Below are 20,593 nucleotides of genomic sequence, written 5' to 3'. Positions count from 1 at the left end.
GGTTGAGGTGTGAGATGGGGAAAGATAAGATACGCAGGATGAGGGGACTGATCCTTGTGCTGGTTTTGCTGATGACGATACCGGTGCAGGCAGCAAATGCCGGGAAAGTTGTCGAATCAGTTACAAAGGATGAGGAAATATGCCTGTACGTCCAGGGAATCGATGGAGATATCCAGAATGTCAGTTATCAGATAGGAACCAAAGGCTGTGAGGAGATAAAAGCAAGCAGGCTTACTGATTTGGAAATTCCGATGCAGACTCTTGTAATGTGGGATAATTCTCTGTCCATATCCAGGGAAAACAGAACCAAAATTCAGGATATACTGGTCGGTTTGGTGACTGATCCAATGGAATATGAACAGTTCTGTTTTGTAGGTATTGGAGAAGAGCTATCCTTCATGAGTGCTTTTACTGATGACTATGCATTTTTACATACTATGGTGGAAAGCACTGCATATGAAGATAAAGATGCTTACATCATTGATAATGTATATGAAACAGTGAATTTTTTGAATTCCCAGGCTGGCGATGCTTATAAAAGAATCATATTGATATCCGATGGCATGGATAATAAGATTCTTGGCTATACAAAAGAGGAATTATATGACCAGCTGGGCAAAACTAATTATCCGATCTATGTCTTAGGTTCCAGGAACAAAGGGCATACACAAGAACTGCAGAATCTGTTTGAATTGTCCAGAAGAACGTTAGGAACTCCATATGTTTTGGATGAGATCAGTGATACCAGTACCATTTTACAGGATATTGCAAATGACAGAAATTTGGTTTGTGTAACTGCGACGGTTCCTGCAGAACTGAGAGATGGCGGAAATTATAATTCTCAATTAACTGTTCAGACTACTGCCGGGGAATATAAGACTAATGCCAGCGTTAAAATGCCATTTGGTCAGGAAGAACCGGGAACAGAACTTAAAACAACGGCAGAAGAGGCCACAGAAGCAGAGGAAGAACCAGAGCCGGCGACATTGCAGGAGCCTGAACCTTCAAATAAATTGCCGGATATGCTAAAGGCTTACTGGTACGTCATTGCGGGTGTGGCTGTACTGCTTATTGCCCTGGGTGTGGTATTGTTCCTGAAAGTTGGCAGAAAGACGCCTGAATTTGAAACTTATGGGGGAGGACCGGTTAAAGGACAAGAACCAACAGCCAACAGACCCCGGGAAATAGAAGACACAGGAATTGTCCATCAGCCAGAAGAAAATGATGAGAAGACGGAATTAATGTTTTCTGAAAAACCGACAATTTTGCTGCTTACAGATTGTGAAGATCCATCCAAGGAATTCCGGGGTGATTTGCAAAATTTCATCCTGATTGGACGAAGCAGTGCTTGCAATATTATGATCAGTTATGAAAAGTCAGTATCAGGAAAACATTGCCGTATCGTGAATGAGGACAGAAGATATTATGTAATTGATGAAGGCTCTTCTAACGGAACCAAAGTTGATGGAAGGCTGATCGCTGGCAAAGAAGAGATATATTCAGGCACGGTTCTTGGATTGGGACGTTTATCTATGAAAGTTACAATCAAGTAAAAGAAAGAAGTAACAGGAGAGCAGGCCATGGAGATACTTTACAATGGGATCACCGACAGTGGATTAAAGAGAAAAGTGAATCAGGATGCGGTTGGAATGTTCTGCCATGGAGAAGTGGGCCTGTATTTTGTTGCAGATGGAATGGGAGGTCATGCCAGTGGAGAAGTGGCCAGTGGAATGATCCGGGATGGTATGTCCAGATGGTGGCAAGAACAGAAAAACAGCTGGGATCCAGGACGATTTGAAGATTATATGGAATCGCTGCATCAGGAATTGCTGGAAATTAACCGGGAAATTTGGGAGAAGTGTAATCAGGGCCAGGTCTGTGGCTCTACAGTGATGATTCTGTTCCTTTGCCATGAGAAGTATGGGGTTTTGTCAGTTGGTGACAGCCGGATTTACAGTTATGAATCGGGGAAGATACGCCAGCTGACCGTGGCACATGTATGGGAAAATCTGGAGGAAACAAAGCGAAGGTACACGGTCGAAGAACAAAAAAAGCACAAGTACTATGGAAAATTGACACAGGCAGTGGGGACGGAAGAAAGCGTTGATATTTTTAGCTGCACTGATCGTTTGAAGAAAAACCAGAAATTTCTTTTATGCAGTGACGGTTTATACCGGTATTGTGAAGAAGAAGAAATGATACAGAATATAAGCAATGCAAAAAATGCAGAGGATATACGCTCTGCTTTAAATAAATTAAGAGAAGAAGGATATTCAAATGATGCACCAGATAACCTGTCGGCGATAATTGTGTATTGCAAAAATAAAACACCATTTATGTTTGACTGGTTTAGAAGATAAGGGGGAGGAAAAGGAGAAAATGAAAAAGAAAAAAATAATCCTGGTATCAGCTCTGATTATCTGCTTTTTAGCAGGTATGGCCGGATGCAGTAAAAAGGTGTCTTCTGGAAATTTCCAGGAGAACTTCGACTTGGGAGTAAAGTACTTAAAAGAGGCGAATTACGATAAAGCAATTTTGGCCTTTACCGCAGTGATTCAGATCGATCCAAAGAATGCAGAGGCTTACAAGAATCTGGCAGTTGCTTATGAACATACAGGGAAACCAAAAGAAGCAGCTTCCTTTCTGCTATATGCAGCAAACCAGAATTCACAGCCGGAAGATATCGCTCGCTTGAGTGACCTGATCCGCCAGATCACGGATTTGCCGGAAGCTGCAACCATGGCACAGATGGCATATAGCCAGACTGGGAACCCGGAATTTATATCACTGTTGTTTGTTATCAAGGGACAGGAAGGTGATTTTGATGCTATAAGCAGAAATATCGATGATATGGAGCTTTTTGATAGAATGAAGCCAGAGTATCTGGAAGATTTGATCCAGTTCTATATTGACCGTGAAGATTTAGAAGGTATGAAGCAGCTGTCTTTGGTCTTAAATAAAAAAGAAACCTGTGAAACTGCAGTTTTATCCATGGATATGTGGTCAGCATACCATGAAGGAGGGCACGATGGAGTCATAGCACTTCTGGAAACTTATTATACAGATGAGAAGGATATGCCTATACTGAAACCGGGCGAAGAATATTATATTGGCGGTTATGATGCGAATGGGCTTAGAAGTGGCTATGGAATCTGCTTTTATGGACCGGATTTAAAGCAGACAAGCCGGATCTATGCAGGAAACTGGGAAAAAGGCTTACGGAATGGAACAGGAACTGCATACCGCAGCAATACCTATCGAATTCAGTGTAATTGGAAAGATGATTATCCGGAAGGTGAGGTGACGATTTTTCAGGCTGATAAATTAGTATATGGTACCTTATCGAAAGGGCATGTTGCTACAGAGATGAATTTGTATTATACCAATGGTGACTGGTATGGAGTGCATTGTACACCAGATGCCAGTAAAAAATCAGGGTATTCCTTTAAACACTATAATATGGATGAATCCGGAACCTGTCCCTGTGTAGAAAGTCACATTTATTGCTGGGATTGCCAAATAAAAGAACAGGAAAAGTCGGATGAACAAGGTGGGGAGGAGTAAAGATGAAAAAGATATTAGGGACTGTACTTTTGATAACTGCTGTTTTCTTTGTTGGCTGTTCTTCTTCAAAAGTTATATATGTGATGCCCCAGCAGGATTATTATGAGGGATTTAAACTTTTGGATGCAGGAAAATGGGAAGATGCTGTTAAGTTCTTTGACAGCCAGTTAGAAGATGCTCAAGCAGATCGTGTTGTTTACATAGGAAAGGCAAGGGCAGAACTGGCCATGGAAGACTATGAAGCGGCTAAAGAAACTCTTTTAAAAGCAGAAGAAGCATATCCGGATACAGAAAGTATCCTCCGCTATCTCGGAGAGACTTATAGCAGGTTAGAAGATTACAATAGTGCTGCAGAAGTTTACTATAGAGTGTTAAAAAACAATACGGCGAATGCAGAAAGCTTGTCAGGAAGCCGCTTCGTTGATAATTTGAAAAAAGTGACAGATTATAAAAAAGCTTATGAAATGGTATATGACCTTTATCGTAATGATTTAGAAAATACCGACTATCTTCGCTGGATTTTGTGGTCATGTTCTGTACCGGAAGAAAATGCACATATAGATGATGTTCTGCAGTTATTAGAGGGAAGAGAAGAAGAGGAAATAGTTAAGGCATTAAAGGATTGCTTTGAGTTTTATAAAAACGGAGATATTGAAAGTGCGAAGCAGATTTTATTTGATGCAGAGAAGATAGAATACAGAAGGAAATATGGAACACTGCTCTTTGGTGATTATAATGCGCCTGAGGGAGGCATCTGCCTGGCAATCCAGCCTGTATTCGGCGAAGACGGAGCCATTATGGGAACTGTCAAAGATGGAAAATGGACAGGTGAGTGTATTGCATGGAGAGGTGGCTCAGGAAAAATAACTTCCACAAGAAATGGAAAAGAATATTCAGGAACCAGTTTAAATGATTATTACTACAAAGGGACCTGTGTGGATGGAGTTTTTGAAGGTTTATTGGAGGAAACGTATCATAGACGTACAACCTATCCGGAAGACAGCAAGTTGAACCGTGAATCATTCGAAAACACGCTGTTAAATATGGTGGCTGGAAAAGCACAGGGGCATACAGTGACAACCTATACCTATGGAAGTATCAATACTATGGTTGTTCATGAATTTAAGGATGGCCTTCCGCAACCATTTTCTGCAAATACAGAAGATGGTGAAAAGATGGTTTATGAAGCCGAATTAGATAGTAATAATGAAGTTTGGTTTTATGAAGAACAGGCCTGCGGCCATAGCTATATTTGGATAGATTAGAATAAAAAAAGTGCTCTAATTGCAATATTAATGCAGCCTAAGAATGAGAGGATAAAGATATGTTAAGGGCAGGACTGGTTGTTAGTGTGGTGATTTTTATGAGTTTGTTTGGAAACAATGGATTTCAGGTGATAAATAAAAGCCAAAATACAGTAGAAAGTATAATGACAGATTGTTCTTCAATGCCCGCGGGAACAAAATTGACTGTTGATGAGCTTGCTAAGCTGAATATAGATGACTTATTTTACAGTGAAGAGATTTCTGATGCAGTAATGGAGAGAATGCAAGGAAAATCCTATCAAGACAACTGCACAGTGCCCAAAGAAGACCTTAGATATATCAGGGTTTTATATAAAAGTCCAGATGGTGATAGCTGCGTGGGGGAACTGGTATCTAATAGAGCCATAGCTCAGGATTTGATTGAGATATTTAAAGAACTATATAAAGCAGACTATCCAATCGGCAAGATGTACCTGATAGACGATTATAATGCGGATGATAAGTTATCTATGGAAGATAATAATACTTCCTGCTTTAATTTCCGGGTGGTTTCTGGTTCTAAGAACTTATCGAAACATGCCATGGGCAGAGCGATTGACATAAACCCTTTGTATAATCCTTATATCCGCACCGTGAATGGGCAGAAGATATGCGAACCAGATAATGCAACAGATTATGCTGACCGTAATAAAGAATTTGAATACAAAATAGATAAAGAAGACTTATGTTATAAATTATTTATGGAACATGGCTTTGAATGGGGAGGAAACTGGAAGTCTTCCAAAGATTATCAGCATTTTCAAAAAACACAATAAAGGGGAGAAAACAAAAGATGGCTACATGTAAAAAATGTGGAGCAGAAAATCAAGGTGGAAATTTTTGCAAAAAATGTGGGGCAAATCTACAGGAGCAGCAATCAATAACTCCGCAACCGAAAAGAACAGAGAAAAAGAAAAAAAGTTCAGGAGCGCTTGGCCTGACAGTTGCGTTAATTGTATTTGCAGCTGTTTTAACAGGTAGCGGATTTGTACTCATAAAAGCAGGGATTTTTCCTATAGGAGTAAAAAGTGTTGAAAAAGAATTAAAAACCTCCAAAAAGGAGACGGAACCAGAAATAGAAGAAGTGGACAATGAAACCACTGCAGAGACTCTGGAAAGTAATTTGGGGAAGAAAATAGTTCAAGAGCAAGAAAGCGAATCTACATTACCCAGGGAAGTTTTTTTGGCAGATAATAGCAGTCCATCGATGTCTGACCAGTTAAATAATTATTTTTATGCAGTTTCCCCTAACATTCAGGTTAAATGGGATGACTACATGACAGTCACTGGAAAACAGGCGGTAGTATATGGATTTGCTGCATGTGAAAATGACAGCAGATTTGTTGGCTACACTGATATAAAACGGTTCCAGGCTAATTTTATAATAGACAACAGCAGCCCTGAGGCGTATATATTACAGAATGCAGCTCCGATCAAGACATTTACTCAGCATTCTTTCCAGACTGCTGAGGCCTCTTCTGTTTGTGCCTCTCAGGCGGGCAACACTTATGGGCCGGATCAGGCACTGGACCAGAATGAGCAGACGGCATGGATCGAAGGTGTTAATGGTTTTGGAGTTGGGGAGTGGATAAAGATCAGTGCCCCGGAAGAAAAGCTGGTATATGGTTTATGCTTGAAGAATGGATATACGAAAACAGAAAAAACACTGCGTGTTAATGCCCAGGTTCGTTCCATTTTAGTGGAATTTTCCGATGGATCCCAGAATACGTATTCACTGAATGGCAATGATCCTTCTTATACAGGATATTCAGATATGATTAAATTTGACCATCCGGTTATGACATCTTCCATTAAAATCACAATACAGGATGTATATGAATCATCAGATTACATAGACCCTTTTACTGGTAAGGTTTCAAAGAAATGTGAGGATACATGTTTGTCAGAGATATTCCCATTAGAGGGATAAATTAAAAATAGCAGTAGAAACCAAACTGCCGGTTCATTGTTTTTAACTGATTGCGTAATTCGTCCATATGACTATACTGCCGAAGTCTTTGATGAGTTTAGGATTGATTGCACTGACAAAAAGCCCGGAATTGGAGAGCCAGTGTGCCATCGGCTCGTAGTATCTTCCAGTATGCTCCATGACGATCCTGGTATCCCCTTCAAGTGTTTTTAGCAGGGAAACCAGTTTATCAATGCCGTCAGAAGTGTGTTGGACAACAAAAGGACTGGAAACAATCTCTCCGAATGGACGGAGAACTGTGACCATGCTTTTACCTTTGGAAACATCAATACCTACTGGGTTCATTTGAGTATCACTCCTTGAGAAATATAGTAGCAATGGAATACCAGTTTTTACTCATTGCCTGTTCTATCTACTGTGGTGTGATACGAACGTGCTAGGACAGCAGTTCAACCTGCATAAAACGAATGCTGCGAATGAGAGGCTGGTTGGCAGTCTTAATCACGGACGCGAGGTCCAAGAAAGGATCCGTCTGACCATTGCACACTTATTCTAATAGCTTAAGCAACAAGTTGGAAACGGACACGGCTGGTTTGTTGTGTACCATAACCATAAATATTGTAGTAGAAAGGAAAATTCTGTCTATGGACAATCAGGAAATTATTGATAAATTAACAAAGGTATGTATCTGCAAAGGAGTTTCCAGACAAACAATAAAAAAGGCAATTTCAGAAGGTGCAGACACCGTTGAGAAAGTCTGGAGTATGACGAACACTGGCAATGGCAGCTGTAAAGGAAAACGATGCGGAGAAAAAATTCAGCAGATTCTGGATAATTGGGAAGAAGAAAAATAGCAGAAATAGCGGAAATAGCAGATGGTAAGGGGAGCTTCATATCAGTCTATGTACAGGTTAATAATGAAATTAAAGTTAATACTAGGAAACAATGATGCTTTTAAGCACAATTGTTTTTGATCTTTGTATGGCTGATGTTTCGTATAGAATTAAAATACAATTTTCTTTAGTTTTGTCTTTGGTGTGGAAAGTCTTCTGAGTTCATGGTCATAGAAAATGGTTCTTTTCATTTTTACAAGTTATAAACAAATGCTTTAATATGTATAATCCTTCAAAATAGGTTTTCCACTGCTAAAACTTACATATAAACCGTTAGTTTTACATATGCACTTGATTTAAGAGATGTTTTTATTATAATAAAAATATCTTAAGAGATAGGGGGAATACAAATGGCAGATTTAAAAGATACTTATGTCGTTCATGGAGCATGGACTACGTGTAACTGTGGTATGAGAAAAAGCAGAATTGTACTGAAAAAGGCCACGGAGTTTTTCTAAAGAACAGGGCACTGATGACGGTTGATGACTGTAAACCTGAAAATATCATTTGCTTTGGAGGCTGTTACAGCATGGAAAATCCGGACACTGCAGCAGAGGCTCAAAAGATACAAATGGATGTAGAAAAAGATTGCCCAAATACTTTTACAGATACCGTAATGAATTTTTTTGCAAAAAAGGATGCTTACAATAATGCTATCAATGCTTTTAAATAAAAAAACGAAAATATTTTTATTAGTATCGAGCCTTGTATTTACAAATACTATTACTTTTTTTAGCACAAAAAAAATGTATATTAGCGAAAATGTAATTCCTGGTTACAGAGTTGAATTTAGAGGCAATTATTCAGATAATACAGAGAAATATATGTTGCTACCTTCAATAAGTAACATTGGTGATATTGAGTTAGGCACGAAAATAAATGCTACATTATCCGATGTTTTTGTTAGATGGCTACCTGAAAAATTTAAATACCCTGATTTGACATATTTAGATATAACTTTATCTACAAATAGGTTTTTCTCTTCTCAAATAGTATATACTTTTACAGGAAGACGTACAGAGAATATGTATATTTGTAATACAATAAATATGAAAACAGGTGATATAGCATACTTAGATGATTTAATTGAAGTTGATGAAGAATTTGCCAAGATGATTTTGACAGAAGGAATTTCGAAAGTAGAATTTGATTGGAATTCAGGAGAGTACAACGTTGATTATCCGCATTTGAGTGACGAAAACTATGCTGATGTTTTAGAAAAGCTACGCATGTGTTCTGATCCATTTAATGAAGATAACTGGATTTATAAACCTACTTTTTATTTGCAAAACAATCGGCTATATTTACTTAATATTTTTAATGACGAATCAAAGTGTTATATTGAACTCGACAAAATTCAAGATAAGCTAAAAGTTGATAAATGGTAATGCTTGGAATTAATAAAGGAGATATTTTTCTATTCCTAAAGCATATTGTCTGGCTCTTTGCCAATGCAGGCCAAAAGATATTATGGCGTTTTTTTATCATTAAGAAGGTGTCTCAAAAAAGGTGCATTTAAAACCCAATGAACTTTACTTGACTTAAAGCTGATAAATTCAAAGCTATACCAGGAATTTAACAGAACAATAAAAAGCTTTGGAGGACTAAAAATGGAAACCCAATTTATCAATCAATATAATGTGACATTTGAAATGTGTCAAGAATGGGCAAACCAGCCTATCGGTAAAAGCGCGATTTATAATCGAAAGAAAGGTATTTTTTTGCGCACTACCATGGCTTCCTGTAGTATTATAATAATTATGCTTGGACTTCTATTACATGAATTTTTTTGTGTGTTGTTTGGATCAGTGTTTTTAATAATTGCATTGAACAGACTGTTTTTTCTTCCTAACAAAATCATTAAACAGCAATATAATCTTATTTTAAAATCATTAAACAGCAATTTGTGGATAAACAAGATTACTTTTTCAGATAGTATTATCCATGAGGCAGCCAATTCTACGCATAAATATTCCTATTCTGAAATTATAAAAATGGCAGAAGATCGGAATTACTTTTTTCTATTTATTAATGAGGATATGGTTTTAAGAATACATAAAAATGGATTTATTGTTGGAACAGTAGATGAATTCAGGGAATTTTGCAATTCATATATTCTGGAACAATCCTAAAAGAGTGTATGGATTGAGGCAGTAATTAAGCATAAGAAACTTAGCATATACTGTATAAGAAATTCCCAGGAGGAGGAAAAGATGAAATCTTTTGAAACGACCGGAATAATAAACCGGGACATGTTGGAGCAAGTAATGAAAATTATGATTTACAGCAGTACACCCAGGCGCAGGTTAATTGGCAGTTATATATTTGCAGTGCTCATTGCTTTAGTGGGAATTGTATTAAAAAGTCGATTAATAGCAGCCATGAGCGTTATACTGTTTGTTCTTCCCTTGGTGGAGCTATGGGTGGTGTACCGCATTACTAATATGAATTTTGAGAAAATGCGAGAAGTATCACCCAATGGAGAACAAGAGTATACAACATTTTTTACTCTCACTGGATTATATGTGATCAACCATTTGACTGGAGGACAGATCGAGATTGCTTATTCCAATTTTGTGCGCTTGGCTGAAACAAAAGATTATTTTTTCCTGCTGACTAAAAGAAAGCAGTTTCTTCCCGTGTTTAAAGATCAGTTGACTGACGGACAGAAACAGGAACTTAAGGTGTGGATTCGGGAAAAGTGTCCGAAAATCAAAATATCAAGTGAGAAGTGACAGGACAAGATGATTGTTTATAACATTCAACAGGTAGGAATCATGGACAAGGATCTGATCCTTAAAATTGCTGAGATCGATCATGTTAAATAAATGAAATGTATCGCCTGGAGCCATGATGAGATGGAGGGGCTTGAAGGAGGTTATTCCAGACGTCCATCCTATAATTATAAGGATGAAGAACTATCCGGTTTAAAAATAAATTACAGAGAAATGCATCAGACAGAGGACCTGGAAATATTTCAATTTTTGACATCAAAGAAACCCCATTTTTAACCTGCAAAAACGGGGTTTCTTTTGACTATCATCTTTATGCATAAAACTCCCATACAAATAAAGATATTTTTATTAAAACATATTGACAAAAAAAGAAAATACAGTATATAATTACTATACAATATCAATAATTTTGCACTGACTACTTAAACGTTTCAGTGAAATTCGGGGAGGTGTTTTTTATGCAAGATTGCTATATGCCCACGGGGAATGAATTTGTCAGCCTGCCGACATTGGACCAGACTACAGCGTCCATAGAAAGTTTTACGGTGCTGCATATGGGTTATAAAGGGATGCTGGCTTTTTGGGGCGGTGAAAGCGAACCTCTCATACGGCCCTTTGTGCGGGCGGAGGAAGGGGATCTGCTCTGTGATTTGAAATGGAAGCGGGAATGTGACTGGATTCCCAGGTTTGAATCGGAGAAGGACGGCGTTTGTACAGAGGGAATTTTTCTGGCTCCCATAGGCCAGAAGGCTTTTGCCATACGTTTGACCATCACGAATCATTCCGGCAAAGAAAGGGAGATTTCCTGCGGTTTCAGCGGAGCCTGGGGAAAAGTGACTCACAGCGTCAACGAGGATAAGACGGTTACGGGACAGAGAAAGATATACCATTCCGGCTGGAATGACGGCCCAATCTTTGATTTGTCCATTGGAATGCCGGTCATGGCATTTGCACCCATGGCGGCTTTGCCTGTTAAATGGGAATTTGAACAAGGTGAGGAAATACGATACATAGGAACCCATGATCGCCTGTTAAAATCCGGCGAATCAGTGGTACTGGACACTTTCTGGGGCGTGGGCTTTGAAGAGGTATCTGCGGCTACGGCAGCAAAGGAACTTTTGCGGCAGAGCTTTGATGCGGTTTACGAGGAAACTCTGTGCTGGCTGCGTAAGCGCCAGAAGACCGTGGGCATACCGGATGTGGATTCCCTGTTAAACAGGAACTTGTTTTTCAACTTCTTTTATGCCACGGGAATGACCATGGATACGGAGGAAGTGGTCATGGTCACTTCCAGAAGCCCCAGGTATTACGTCAGCGCAGCCTATTGGGACAGGGACAGCCTGCTGTGGAGTTTTCCTTCCATTCTTAAGGCGGACCCCCAGTATGCAAAGGAACTTCTGGATTACGTATTTACCCGTCAGATCAAACAAATCGGCATTCACAGCCGCTACATAGACGGGACAGTGTTGGAACCGGGCTTTGAACTGGATGAACTGTGTGCCCCCTTAATGGCCCTTAGCCGTTACGTAAATGCTACGGGAGAGGCTGATTGTTTGAAGGAAAGCCATATTGAGAGAGGAGTAAAGAAAATCCTTTCTATATTAAAGACCAAGCGAAGCGAGGCCCTTCATCTGTATGAAACCTTTTTACAGCCAACAGACGACATGCGGGTTTATCCCTATGGCACATATGACAATGTTCTGACCTGGCGGTGCCTGCGGGATCTGGAAAAACTGTACCAAAATTTGTGGCCTACTGAAACGCTTAAGTGGCTGGAAGAAGAAGCTTCAACCTTGTTTCGTGCCATTTGCACCCATTGTATTAAGGAATATCAGGGGAAAAAGATTTTTGTCTGGTCCGTTGATGAGGAAGGGAACTGGGACGTGTACGACGAACCGCCGGGAAGCCTGGAGCTTTTGCCCTTTTTAGGCTTTTGTACAAGGGAGGATTCCATTTGGCAAAATACAGTTGAGATTCTGCGGAGTCCAGATTATGCATACTCTTTTGCAGGAAAGCCTTTTTCCGATATTGGCTGCCCCCATGCGCCCCATCCCTGGATCTTAAGCGTTGCCAACGGGCTGATCAGCGGCAGGAAGGAAGCGTCTTTAGACTTTCTGCGCAGGGCTTCCATGGACAATGGAATTGCCTGTGAAAGTGTGGATGAAATGACAGGCGAATGTACCACGGGAGCAGCATTTGCGACCTGTGCCGGATTTTTGGCTTATTGCTTAATGGAAGGGTTGAATGAGGGAGGTGTGGAAAATGATTCAATATGAGCCATGGAAGATACGCTGTGAGGGCAGAGAGGACCCAAAGTTTTTGGAAACCATATTCAGCCAGGCAAACGGCTATCTGGGGTCCCGCTGTGCATTTTACATGGACGGGGCAAAGGCCCACGAGCGCTGTAACTATCTGGCAGGCGGCTTTGAGTATATCGGTCCCGGTGTTACGGACATGGTGAATTTGTCGGATCTGTTTCACTTTCAGCTTTCCCTGGGGACAGGGGATTACTTATCTTTTTCCCAATCCCTGGATATGGGTAACGGCCTTTTTGAGAGGAAGTCGGTGTGGAAAGATAAGGAAGGAAGAGAAACGCAAATAGACATTTCCCGCTTTATCAGTATGGATAACAAACACGTGTCGGCTCTTTCTCTGGAACTGACGGCCTTAAACTACAGCGGAAACGCAGCAGTTTTCATGGGCATAGACGGGAAAACCGTGAACCTGCCTGTAGATGACGACCAGACAAAGGAAAACTTGGATACCGTGTCCTTGCTATCTGTTTCAGAAACGGAAACAGGAGAGGACTACTGTTTTTTAAAGGCTGACAGCAAAGCTTCCGGACGTCTGCATGTAGCCATGACTGCCCGCATTTTTCAAAGCAAAGGCACGGCAAAGGACGCTTCGGTGACTGACTGCCCAGCGAAAGAACTGAACATTCCGCTGGTAAAAGGGGAAATGGTGAGAATCGAAAAGATTCTATATACGGAAGCAGTTTTTAAGGATTCAGAAGCAGCTTCCAAGGATTCGGAAGCGCTCCCTGAGGTCAGGCAGGACTTACGCCCTCACGTCATAAACCATTCCTTTGCAAAACTGTTAAAAGACAGCGAAGGGGCCTGGAAATCCCGCTGGGACCAGGCTGACATACAGATCACCCAAAAAGGAAAGGACAGCTCTATCCAGTCCGCCCTGCGGTACAATTTATTTCAGCTTATTCAGAATTGCCCCTATGACAATCCCATGGTCAGCATTGGTGCAAGGGGCTTGACCCATGGACGGTACAAGGGCTGCTGCTTCTGGGATACGGATATTTTCCTGCTGCCGTTTTACTTATATACGGACCCGCAGGCCGCAAGAGATTTGATCCTGTTTCGCTTAAACACTCTGCCGGACGCAAAGAAGAACGCAAAAGCGCTAAATCTGCCGGGAGCCAGGTATCCGTGGATGTGCTCCATAGGCGGCATAGAACAATGCCAAAGCTGGGACATCGGGCGCTGTGAGATTCACATTACCGCAGACGTGGCCTATGCCGTTGAAAATTACTTAAAGGTTTCAGGAGATGGAACCCTGGAGCGCCAGTCAGCGCAGCTGTATGTGGAAACCGCCAGGTATTGGGCCGGAAGATTTTCCTATGACCAAAGAAAGGATGTTTATAATCTACTCTTTGTTAAGGGACCCGATGAATACTGCGGCGTCTCTGGAAACAACGCCTATACGGTACTTCTGGCCCGTCATAATCTCCGGCTGGCATTGGAGGCGGTCCAGAGAAAGGATGCGGAAGCCAGCGCTTCGGAAATGAAAAGATGGCAGGATATTATAGAAAAAAGCCAGGTCGAATACGATTCTGACAGGGATTTGTACATTCAGGACGACAATTTCCTCCGGCTGGAAGCATTTCCAGGGAGAAAGACCGGGGACGGAAGCGCAGCATACCATCAGTACGATTTTGACTGGCTCCAGAGATATCAGGTGATAAAGCAGGCGGATTTGATACTGCTCATGGTCTTAAAGCCGGAAGTGTTTACGAAACGGCAGAAAAAAGCTATATGGGACTTTTATGAACCGCTGACGCTTCATGATTCCAGCCTAAGCTTTGGAATTCACGCCTGGGCGGCGGCGTATTTAGGTCTGGAGCAGAAGGCCAGTGAATATTTTGATAAAAGCCTGTTTCTGGATCTGGAAGACCGGATGAAGAATACGGGGCGGGAAGGCATCCATTTGGCAGCAGTAGGCGCTACCTGGCAGGCAGTGGTTTTTGGTTTCGCAGGTCTGTCACTGGGAAAGAGCGGCAAGCCGGAGTTATCTCCCAGGCTTCCAAAGGACTGGGAACGTTTATCTTTTCACTTTTATATAAAAGGAAAGCGGTATTTAGCAGTGATTGATGAAAAAGGCGGAAGGATAGAAAAGGAAGAAAATAAAAAATCATAAGAAAGAAGGTGATTTTATGAAGCGGCCCGGTTTAAAGGATGTAGCCGAAATGGCGGGGGTTTCCATTGCTACGGTGTCTTATGTAATCAATAATACGCCCTCCCAAAGCTTAAGTACTGAAACGATTAAGCGGGTGAATGACGCCATAAAAGAACTGGGATACATTCCCAATCTGGCGGCCCGCACCCTGGTAAACAACAAAAGTAACTTATTAGGAGTGCTGATTCCCCAGACGGAATCAGGAAAAGAATTAATGTTCTCCAATCCCTTTTACGGTGATTTCATGTCGGCGGCGGAGTATACGGCCCGCAAAAGCGGTTATCACATTATGATTTCCGGAGCCGATTCCGGCCAGACTTACGCGGAAGTGGCCAGAACCCGGGGACTGGACGGCGTGATCGTGGTGGGAATGAATGATGATGAGGAATGCCGCCAGTTAAAAAACTTAAACATCCCTGTGGTACTGGTGGACAGTTACTGCGAAGCTCCCGGCTTTCACAGGGTCAGCGTGGACGATATGCAGGGCGGGTACATGGCTACGAAGTACCTGTTGGAAAAGGGACTTAGAAAAATTGCCCACGTGACCGGACATGTCAAAGACAGGGGCGTGAATTTCCTGCGGTATAAGGGGTATGAAAAGGCCCTGGAAGAGTACGGACTGAATACAGAGGAATCCCTGCTATTGTCGGGAGAGGTGTCCTTTGAATACGGCTGTAAAATGGGGGAATATCTGGCGGGGCTGGCTGAGCGGCCTGACGGAGTGTTTGTTTGTGCAGACATTCTGGCGGTGGGCTTATGCATGGGACTGCGCGGGAGGGGCGTAAGAGTTCCAACGGATATTTCCGTCATAGGTTTTGATGATTCACTGCTTTCCAGAACCTGTGATCCGCCTCTTACCACCATACATCAGGATGTGGCGGAAAAAGGTACGGAAGCGGTGAAACTCCTGATAAATGAGAACCACACACTACAAAACAAGGTATTTCCATTAACTTTGGTAGAAAGGGGATCGGTACGCTGATCCTTTTACGAAAACAAAGCAACATCCATTCTTTCTATTAAGGAGACAGTTTATTATGATGAAGTTAGCAAAAAGATATAAATGGGCCGTGAGTGCAATGGCATGTGCAGCAGTTTTACTTTCCGGATGCAGTTCCAAAACTGCAGAAAAACCCGCAGCCGGAGAAAACGTTACAATCCGGCTGGATCAGTTTTCCGGCAGCGGTGTATCTGAGGAAGCACTGAAAAAGATGATTGCAAAATTCAACGAGCAGTATCCGGACGTCAAGGTAGAACTGCAAAGCTTTGGCTATGACGATTATTTCACTCAGCTGCAGTCCAAAATCGTCGGCGGCAGTGCGGCAGACGTATTTGAACTGAATTTTGAGAATTTCGTAGCCTATGCGTCGGAAGATGTACTTCTGGATGTGGGCGGTTTAATGGGAGATGCTTCGGGTTTTAATCAGACGGCTTTGAACGCCTTCCAGTACGAGGGAAAACAATTTGGAATTCCAAATTCCTTCTCCAACGTGGTGCTCATATACAACAAGGACTTATTTGACCAGGCAGGAGCCGCCTATCCGACCGACGACTGGACCTGGGCGGAAATGTTAGAGGCCGCAAAGAAAATCCGCGCCCTTTCCCAGGACACCTACGGTTTGTACCGCCCCGTAAGCTTCCATGAATTTTACAAAGGGGTGAAGCAGAACGGCGGAAGCTTATTAAGCGAGGATGGCAAGAAATTTACCGTCAATTTACCGCAAAATGTGGAAACGCTTGAAATTATGTCCGGCTGGGTGAAGGACAGCAATGTTATGCCCTCAGACGCACAAATGGGCGGCATGGGCGATTGGGATTTGTTTAAGACCGGACGTCTTGGTATGATCGTAACCGGAATCTGGGCCTTCAGCGACTTTACGGATAACTGCAATTTTGCCTGGGACGTAGCGCTAGAGCCGGGGAATACCGCAAAAGCCACTCACTTCTTCTCAAATGCTTACGTGGTAAACAAAGAGACCGCCAATCCTGAAGCTGCCGCCGCTTTGGCCGCCTTCCTGGCAGGAAGCAAGGAATCCGCACAAATCCGCGTGGACGCAAGCTGGGAGCTTCCGCCTGTTACCTATTCGGACGTACTGGATTCCTATTTAGAGGTCACTCCTCCGGAGAACCGGGAAGCTGTGTTTAAATCTCTGGATTATCTGGTAACACCGCCGGTGGTAAAACAGCAGTCTGAAATGCAGGAAATCATCACAAAGCACTTGAACAACTCTATTTCCGGGAACGTTACCGCTAAAGACGCACTGGATGAGTGTCAGGCGGAACTGGAACAGAAGATCAAATTAGACTGACGTTTATGGTGCCTGACAGGAGGGAACTGCTATGTATAAAAAACAGGGGATAAAGGCCTTTATCTTTCTTTTGCCAAGTATGGCCGGACTTGTGCTGTTTAATCTGATTCCGATTTTTGCCTCGTTGCTGCTTAGCCTCACCGATTGGTCGGGGATGAGCAGGGTAAGGCTGTTCCACGGTTTTTTCCAATTTGTCGGCGACAAGTTCGTGGGGTTTTCCAATTACTCCCAGCTTGTCAAAGATTCTGAATTCTGGGCGGTTTTGGGGCATAACGCCTATTTCATTCTGCTGTACCTTCCGCTTGTCCTGCTGTTTTCCTTAATGGTTGCCCTGATCATTCAGCGAAAGAGCCGCATGGCTGCCGTTTACCGGATGCTTTACTACATACCGGTGCTGACCAGCTGGGTAGCAGGAGCCCTGATCTGGAAATGGATGTTAAGTCCGGAGTACGGACCCATCAACAATGCCTTGGCGAGCCTGGGCATTAAGGGGCCTTTATGGCTCCAAAGCGAGGTATGGGCAATGCCCTCCATCGTCCTGGCCAGCGTGTGGAAGGACATGGGATTTTACGGAATGATCCTGCTTAGCGGCCTTTTGGCCATTAATCCGGAGTACTACGAGGCCGCTGACATTGACGGGGCAGGATATTTTCAAAAGTTCAAAAGCATTACCCTGCCCCTGCTGTCACCGATTTTGTTCTACGTTATCATGCTGTCCCTGATCAATGCCTTTCAGCTTTTCCCGCAGATCATGGTCATGACCAAGAACGGGGACGCAGGACCTAACGGGGCTACCATGGTTATGGTGGAGCGGATTTACAAATACGCCTTTAAGTTTGGCCGTATGGGCTATGCAGCGGCCTGGTCCTGGGTGTTGTTTGTCATTATTTTTGCCTTTACCGCACTGCAAAACGTGCTGCAAAGAAAGTGGGTGTATTATGAGTCGTAAAGCGGTATCTGGAGTTTTATACCATTTGACGGCTGTTTTGCTATCGGTCGTGACCTTGCTTCCGTTTTTCTGGATGCTGTCTACTTCTTTTAAGGAATACGGCGCAATCATGGCCCTGCCCATACAGTGGATACCCAAAAATCCGACCTTTAAGAATTTCTCGGATTTATTCAGCAAAGAGGGAATGACCGTTTCCATGTTTAATTCCCTTGTGGTTTCCATTAGCTCTGTAGTCGTGACCATTATCAGTTCCGCTATGGCTGCCTTTGCCTTCGCGAAACTGGATTTTAAGGGGAAAAATGTGATTTTTCTGGTTTACCTGGCAACCATGATGATCCCTTCCCAGGTGCTGTTCATCCCTCTTTACTTACTTATGGGAGAACTGAAGCTGGTGGATAGCCTGGGGGCTTTGGTACTGCCAAGCGTGTTCAAGGTGTTTGCGGTGTTTATGCTGCGCCAGCGCATGATGACGATTCCTGATGTCTATCTGGAAGCACCTGCCATTGACGGCGCGGGAATTTTTACTGTCTTTCTGCGGATCGTATGCCCCATGTGCAAATCCAGCCTGGCCACATTGGCGATTATCTGTTTTATGGACGCATGGAATGACTATCTTTTGCCGCTGGTCATGCTGACTACAAAGACAAAGTTTACCCTGCCAATTATTTTAAGCTCCTTAAACGGGCAGTACAAAAGCGAATACAACTTACTCATGGCGGGGGCCCTGGTTTCCATGCTTCCGATTCTGGTGGTTTATGCTTTTGCACAGAAGTATTTTGCAGCAGGATTACAGGTAGGAGGAGTAAAAGGATGAAATGTTTGCTTGCTGGCCAGGCCGTTTACGGATTTGGAGAACGGTTTGACGCATTGAATCAGGAGGGCCTTGCCCGGGAAAACCACGTGTATGAAACCTTTACCAATCAGGGGGCTTCCACTTATCTGCCCATTCCCTTTGCCTTGACGGACGGGGGCGGAGGGCTTTATGTGGACACACAGGAAAAATTTACTGTTTTCACGGAAAAAACTGAAGAAGGAATCGTCTTTACGCTTCCGGATCAATACGATGTGTGGACATTTACGGGGAAACCCTTAGAGGTTCTTAAAGAGTTTACCAAACTTACGGGGCGGCCCAGGCTGCCACCGGACTGGGCCTTTGGCCTTTGGATGTCCGCTAACCGCTGGGATAGTCAGGCGGTGGTGGAAGAAGTGGTGGAAGAAGCTGTCAGGGAGGGGATGAAGCCCTCTGTGGTGGTAATCGAAGCCTGGAGTGATGAAGCAACCTTTTACCGCTTTGACAAAGAGCGTTTTCCCGATCCGGAACGGATGGTCCGGGACCTTCATGAAAAAGGAATCCGCCTGATTCTCTGGCAGGTTCCGGTTTTGAAAAAGCTGGAGCCGGGGCGCACCTGCCCGGAGCACGAGGCAGACTGCGCCGAAGCGGTCCAAAAGGGCTTTGTTGTCACCAATGCCGACGGCTCTCCCTATCTGATTCCGGAAGGGCGCTGGTTCGGCGGTTCCATGATACCGGATTTCACCAACCCGGCGGCCTGTGACTGGTGGTTTGGAAAGCGGCAATACCTGTTAGACATGGGAGTGGACGGTTTTAAGACCGACGGCGGAGAGTTTGTATATGACGATGACGCCCGTTTCTTTGACGGGCGGACCGGAAGCCAGATGAAAAATGGTTATGCCATGGTTTACACCAGAGCCTATACAGACTTTATAGGGGATGAGAGGATGCTCTTTTCCAGGGCCGGATATACGGGTGCCCAGACCACGCCCATGCACTGGGCCGGAGACCAGCAGTCCACTTGGGAAGAACTGCGCCACGTGGTGACGGCAGGCTTAAATGCGGGCTTATCGGGTCTGCCCTTCTGGGGCTTTGACCTTGCGGGCTTTGCAGGAAAATTGCCTTCCGCCGAATTGTATCTGCGATCCTTTTGCCTGGCCTGCTTTGCTCCGGTCATGCAGTGGCACTCAGAACCGGCTTCCGGCCAGTTTTCTGAGCTTCTGGCGGCTTCGGAAGAAGAGATCAACGACAGAAGCCCATGGAACATGGCAAAGATAACAGGCAGACCGGAGGTCCTTGACATTTGCCGCAGGTATACGAAGGAAAGGGAACGGCTGCTGCCTTATATTCTTAAGGAAGCAAAGGTAAGTGCCAATACGGGCCGCCCCCTTATGGCTGCACTGGTGATTGACTGGCCGGAGGATAAAGAGGCCTGCGCGGTGGACGATGAGTATATGCTTGGTTCCCGGCTTTTAGTGGCACCGGTTTTAGAGGAAGGAGTGATAGGAAGGCAGGTGTATCTGCCAAAAGGAAATTGGAACGATTATTGGACAGGAGAACAAACGGTGGGTCCATGCCGTTTGTACAAAGAATGCCGGCCAGGAGAAATACTGGTCTGGCGTTTGAATTAGTTTAACCGAAAGAGAAACCAT

General features: G+C 43.4%; 18 protein-coding genes and 1 pseudogene. 18 read left to right on the top strand and 1 reads right to left on the bottom strand.

The window, feature by feature from the left end; all coding sequences use genetic code 11:
* The first annotated feature begins 14 nt into the window (after window positions 1-14).
* Genes ABFV83_RS11410 through ABFV83_RS11385 form a run of 6 tightly spaced genes read left to right on the top strand, consistent with a single transcriptional unit; the run spans window position 15 to window position 6,798 of the window.
* Window positions 15-1,553 carry an FHA domain-containing protein gene (locus ABFV83_RS11410; RefSeq protein WP_349943926.1) on the top strand — a complete coding sequence of 513 codons (1,539 nt, stop codon included), beginning with the start codon at window positions 15-17 and terminating at the stop codon, window positions 1,551-1,553.
* A 27-nt stretch (window positions 1,554-1,580) separates the two neighbouring features.
* A complete protein-coding gene (locus tag ABFV83_RS11405; RefSeq protein ID WP_349943924.1) occupies window positions 1,581-2,360 on the top strand; it encodes a PP2C family serine/threonine-protein phosphatase in 780 nt (259 codons plus the stop codon).
* A gap of 19 nt (window positions 2,361-2,379) precedes the next feature.
* Complete coding sequence (locus ABFV83_RS11400; RefSeq protein ID WP_349943922.1) at window positions 2,380-3,564, top strand: tetratricopeptide repeat protein; 1,185 nt, start codon at window positions 2,380-2,382, stop codon at window positions 3,562-3,564.
* Window positions 3,565-3,566: 2 nt separating this feature from the next.
* On the top strand, window positions 3,567-4,829 hold the full coding sequence (locus tag ABFV83_RS11395; protein WP_349943921.1) for a tetratricopeptide repeat protein: 1,263 nt from the start codon (window positions 3,567-3,569) through the stop codon (window positions 4,827-4,829).
* Between the two features lie 59 nt (window positions 4,830-4,888).
* Window positions 4,889-5,644 carry a M15 family metallopeptidase gene (locus ABFV83_RS11390; RefSeq protein WP_349943919.1) on the top strand — a complete coding sequence of 252 codons (756 nt, stop codon included), beginning with the start codon at window positions 4,889-4,891 and terminating at the stop codon, window positions 5,642-5,644.
* Complete coding sequence (locus tag ABFV83_RS11385; protein WP_349943917.1) at window positions 5,587-6,798, top strand: discoidin domain-containing protein; 1,212 nt, start codon at window positions 5,587-5,589, stop codon at window positions 6,796-6,798. The genes ABFV83_RS11390 and ABFV83_RS11385 overlap by 58 nt, the downstream gene beginning before the upstream one ends.
* A gap of 4 nt (window positions 6,799-6,802) precedes the next feature.
* On the opposite strand, the pseudogene ABFV83_RS11380 reads toward ABFV83_RS11385, so the two are convergent.
* A pseudogene (locus tag ABFV83_RS11380) lies at window positions 6,803-7,143 on the bottom strand (transposase); the annotation flags it as partial.
* A 299-nt stretch (window positions 7,144-7,442) separates the two neighbouring features.
* Here ABFV83_RS11380 and ABFV83_RS11375 point away from each other — a divergent pair.
* From ABFV83_RS11375 to ABFV83_RS11320, 12 genes are all read left to right on the top strand, one after another.
* Window positions 7,443-7,652, top strand: coding sequence for a (2Fe-2S)-binding protein (locus ABFV83_RS11375; protein WP_349943916.1), 210 nt, complete (start codon window positions 7,443-7,445; stop codon window positions 7,650-7,652).
* A 568-nt stretch (window positions 7,653-8,220) separates the two neighbouring features.
* On the top strand, window positions 8,221-8,364 hold the full coding sequence (locus ABFV83_RS11370) for a hypothetical protein (RefSeq protein WP_349943914.1): 144 nt from the start codon (window positions 8,221-8,223) through the stop codon (window positions 8,362-8,364).
* Window positions 8,342-9,079, top strand: a complete 738-nt coding sequence (locus tag ABFV83_RS11365) for a hypothetical protein (protein WP_349943912.1) — start codon at window positions 8,342-8,344, stop codon at window positions 9,077-9,079. Before ABFV83_RS11370 ends, ABFV83_RS11365 begins: the two co-directional genes overlap by 23 nt.
* A gap of 222 nt (window positions 9,080-9,301) precedes the next feature.
* Window positions 9,302-9,823: a YcxB family protein gene (locus ABFV83_RS11360; protein WP_349943911.1), complete on the top strand. Its 522-nt coding sequence runs from the start codon at window positions 9,302-9,304 to the stop codon at window positions 9,821-9,823.
* An 81-nt stretch (window positions 9,824-9,904) separates the two neighbouring features.
* Window positions 9,905-10,426, top strand: coding sequence for a YcxB family protein (locus tag ABFV83_RS11355; protein WP_349943909.1), 522 nt, complete (start codon window positions 9,905-9,907; stop codon window positions 10,424-10,426).
* A 458-nt stretch (window positions 10,427-10,884) separates the two neighbouring features.
* Window positions 10,885-12,702, top strand: coding sequence for a glycoside hydrolase family 125 protein (locus tag ABFV83_RS11350; RefSeq protein WP_349943908.1), 1,818 nt, complete (start codon window positions 10,885-10,887; stop codon window positions 12,700-12,702).
* Entirely contained in the window at window positions 12,689-14,854 is a 2,166-nt protein-coding gene (locus ABFV83_RS11345; protein WP_349943907.1) for a glycosyl hydrolase family 65 protein, read from the top strand. The genes ABFV83_RS11350 and ABFV83_RS11345 overlap by 14 nt, the downstream gene beginning before the upstream one ends.
* A 16-nt stretch (window positions 14,855-14,870) precedes the next feature.
* Window positions 14,871-15,875, top strand: a complete 1,005-nt coding sequence (locus ABFV83_RS11340; protein ID WP_349943905.1) for a LacI family DNA-binding transcriptional regulator — start codon at window positions 14,871-14,873, stop codon at window positions 15,873-15,875.
* A gap of 55 nt (window positions 15,876-15,930) precedes the next feature.
* Window positions 15,931-17,202, top strand: a complete 1,272-nt coding sequence (locus ABFV83_RS11335; protein WP_349943903.1) for a sugar ABC transporter substrate-binding protein — start codon at window positions 15,931-15,933, stop codon at window positions 17,200-17,202.
* Window positions 17,203-17,233: 31 nt separating this feature from the next.
* Entirely contained in the window at window positions 17,234-18,151 is a 918-nt protein-coding gene (locus tag ABFV83_RS11330) for a sugar ABC transporter permease (RefSeq protein ID WP_349943901.1), read from the top strand.
* On the top strand, window positions 18,141-18,965 hold the full coding sequence (locus ABFV83_RS11325) for a carbohydrate ABC transporter permease (protein WP_349943899.1): 825 nt from the start codon (window positions 18,141-18,143) through the stop codon (window positions 18,963-18,965). The genes ABFV83_RS11330 and ABFV83_RS11325 overlap by 11 nt, the downstream gene beginning before the upstream one ends.
* The gene (locus ABFV83_RS11320; RefSeq protein WP_349943898.1) at window positions 18,962-20,572 is read left to right on the top strand and encodes a TIM-barrel domain-containing protein; all 1,611 of its coding nucleotides are present in this window, start codon (window positions 18,962-18,964) and stop codon (window positions 20,570-20,572) included. Before ABFV83_RS11325 ends, ABFV83_RS11320 begins: the two co-directional genes overlap by 4 nt.
* The last annotated feature ends 21 nt before the right edge of the window (window positions 20,573-20,593 follow it).

This window comes from Lacrimispora sp. BS-2 (assembly GCF_040207125.1).
Classification (GTDB): domain Bacteria; phylum Bacillota; class Clostridia; order Lachnospirales; family Lachnospiraceae; genus Lacrimispora.
The sequence above is the reverse complement of the archived record's forward strand: the minus strand, read 5'-3'. Positions and strand labels throughout refer to the sequence as shown.